Below are 3,154 nucleotides of genomic sequence, written 5' to 3'. Positions count from 1 at the left end.
GAGTTTATTGAACGTGATCTTGGCAAAGAAGGATTGGAAAGGTCAATCGTGGTAGCTGCTACTTCTGATCAGCCAGCTCTTATGCGTATTAAGGGAGCATTTACTGCTACTGCTATTGCGGAGTATTTTCGAGACAAAGGCTTAAATGTCATGCTAATGATGGATTCGGTTACCCGTGTAGCGATGGCTCAACGGGAAATAGGATTAGCAGTTGGTGAACCACCAGCTACAAGAGGGTATACTCCCTCCGTATTTTCTATTTTACCTAAGCTGTTAGAACGAACGGGTACAAATGAAAATGGAAGCATTACAGCGTTCTATACGGTACTCGTAGATGGAGACGATATGAATGAGCCTATTGCTGATACAGTCCGTGGGATACTTGACGGACATATAGTGCTTGATAGGGCGCTAGCCAACAAGGGGCAGTTTCCTGCTATCAATGTGTTAAAAAGTATAAGTCGTCTAATGAATCATATTTCAGATGAACAGCATGTAAAGGCTGCTGAAAGGCTTCGTGAGCTTTACTTTACTTACAATAAATCAGAGGATTTGATCAATATAGGGGCATACAAAAGAGGAACTTCCAAAGAGATTGATGAGGCCATTCAATATGAACCTTTAATTACTGCTTTTTTAAAGCAAGGATATTTGGATAAAGTTTCTTTGGACAATAGTGTTCATGAATTAGTGATGTTATCAGGCGGAGGAGCTTAAGATGGTTGCTTATCAATATAAATTTGCTAAGGTGCTTACGGTTCGTGAACAGGAGAAGTCAGAAACAGAAATAGCGTACAAAGAGTCAGTTAATGCCTTTGAACAGGTTGCTACTGAACTATACAATCTTTTGAAAAAAAGAGAGTCTACTCTAGACACTCAAAACGATTTGCTGTCCAATGGATTAAGTATTGATGGAATACATCATTATTCTAATTTTCTAGAGAGCCTCCAAAAAAGAATTGAAGTTGTACAAAAAGAGGTTATACAGGCTAGGTCCAAGATGAACTGGTATGAGGAAAAACTGTTGGAAAAAAGCTTAGAGGTTCGGAAGTTCGAAAAAATGAAAGAAAAGGATTTTGAAAGTTTTCAACAAGAACAGTATCGCTTAGAAGCGATTGTTTTAGATGAGATTTCTTCCTTAAAGTTTCAAAACAAAGAGATTAGGTGAGTAAAGCATGGCAAAAAAGAATAATCAAAAGAAAAGCCTTCATACGATGGACAACGGGCCAAGAAAAATCGGCTTAGGCAAGAAAATATTATATTTGTTTATTATACCGCTTCTCTTTGCTTTGGCTCTCCTTTTAACTTTTGCCCAAATAACAAATATTAATGTATTTGAAAAAGCTAAAGAACTTACATCATTTGGTGAGGATAAGCCATTGGATGACAATACAAAATCAATCCGCTTAGAAGAGCGAGTTGTTTCACTGCAAGCAGAGATTCAGCAAAAAGAAGTACAAATTAATCAACTTCACGACGAAATAGAAAACTCTGAGAAATCCCAAGAATCCCTGTTGTTAGAACAGGAAAACCTTTTGCAGGAAAATGAAGAACTGAAGAGACAAAATGAGCAATCAAAGAGAGATTATGCTGAGGTAGTTTCTACCTTCGAAAAAATGTCTGCAAAATCAGCAGCTCCTGTTATCTCGAATATGAGTGATGCAGAGGCAATGAGAATTTTGGCGAGTTTAAAACCAGATACTGTTGCAAAAATTTATGAAAAAATGTCGCCTCAGGATGCTGCTAAATATACTGAGCTAATGACCAAGCAGTAAATCGTATTTTGCATGTGAGAGGAGGTGAAAGAAAAATGAGCATAGCGATAATTAATATGAGACCTCCTGCTGCTGTGCAACCTAAAACAGAGTTGCCAACAGGTAACAGTCAAGCCTTTGGAAATGTATTTGGACAAATTCTTTCCAGTCAGTCTGTACCATCTGTAAATGTGGAAAGTCCTGTGAAAACAGAGCAAAGTCTTATACAAGATTTACTTTCTCTATTAGATGTCGAATCCATAGAGGATGCACAGAAATTACTTCAAACGGATGAACTACTAGTAGATTCAAATGACTTACATCAATTGTTAAATAAACTGCTAAGCAAACTTGAAGATTTGGAGAATCCAGATCAGAAACAGGATGTATGGGAAATTCTTGCGAATGTAACGGAACACCCTCAAAAGCTTGTTGACTCTATCCTTTTAACTTTAAATGGGCAAGCATCGAATAATGTTACAAGTCCAGTGGAAGCAAAACAAGCAGTAGAGCTTTTAAAGGTAGTCCAACTTATAGGAAACAAAAGTGATTTGACCTTCAAACAAGAAACGACACTTTTTGATCTAAAACAAACATTGGAAACTTTAAAGGAAAACTTAACAAATTTATCATTGATACAAGGTAGAAACTCTACTCCCGTAACTAAAGCATTTATACAACAAGTGGTAATGCATCAATCAGTAACTAAAGGAAGGAGTACAGAAGTAGTAAGAGAAAGTAAAGAAACCACTTCTGTAAATCAAGGTCAGACAACCACTGTACAAACAAAAGTAGAGACAGTGTCCATGACTCTCCCTACACAAAAGTCTGCTCAGTCAGAGGAGTTTCTAAAAGAACTTCAAAAGGTGATGAATCGGGTACAATTTGGACAAGCAGCAGGAGCCAATAGATTAGTAATTAAGCTATATCCTGAACAGCTTGGAACGATCCGCATTGAGTTGATACAAAAGGATGGAATCTTAACTGCAAAAATGCTTGCATCAACTGCCTTAGGGAAAGAATTGCTTGACACGCATTCTGGTCAATTAAGACAAGGACTGGCAAACCAAAATATACAAATAGAGAAGCTGGAAATTACCCAGGCTTTGCAGGATGCAGCAAAACAGGAGAAAAACCAGGGCTTCCAAGACTCTACTTTTAAACAGCATAGACAGCATGATCAACAAGAAGAAGATTCGGATGTTTCAGATACACAAACCACGTTCCAAGAATTCCTAAGTGAAATAGAGGTATAAAAATGGCTGACTTAACACCAATTACAAGCAATATGTACCTGTCATCTAAAAAAACGACTAAAACTATGGGTAATAGTACGCTTGGAAAAGATGAATTTTTAAAAATATTGATGACACAGCTTCAAAATCAGGATCCTACAAATC

4 protein-coding genes and 1 pseudogene are annotated in these 3,154 nt (G+C 37.2%); all 5 read left to right on the top strand.

The window, feature by feature from the left end; genetic code table 11:
• Nucleotides 1-717, top strand: a pseudogene (gene fliI / locus AC06OU_RS01055) (flagellum-specific ATP synthase FliI); the annotation flags it as partial.
• Between the two features lies 1 nt (nt 718).
• A complete protein-coding gene (gene fliJ, locus AC06OU_RS01050) occupies nt 719-1,168 on the top strand; it encodes a flagellar export protein FliJ (RefSeq protein WP_298471141.1) in 450 nt (149 codons plus the stop codon).
• Between the two features lie 7 nt (nt 1,169-1,175).
• Entirely contained in the window at nt 1,176-1,775 is a 600-nt protein-coding gene (locus AC06OU_RS01045) for a MotE family protein (protein WP_475853479.1), read from the top strand.
• 35 nt (nt 1,776-1,810) lie between these two features.
• The gene (locus AC06OU_RS01040) at nt 1,811-3,010 is read left to right on the top strand and encodes a flagellar hook-length control protein FliK (RefSeq protein ID WP_475853478.1); all 1,200 of its coding nucleotides are present in this window, start codon (nt 1,811-1,813) and stop codon (nt 3,008-3,010) included.
• Between the two features lie 2 nt (nt 3,011-3,012).
• On the top strand, nt 3,013-3,154 hold a 142-nt coding region (locus AC06OU_RS01035), incomplete at its 3' end, for a flagellar hook capping FlgD N-terminal domain-containing protein (RefSeq protein ID WP_475853480.1).

Source organism: Psychrobacillus sp., assembly GCF_056205495.1.
Note: the sequence above shows the minus strand (reverse complement) of the source record. Positions and strands in the feature narration are given on the sequence as shown.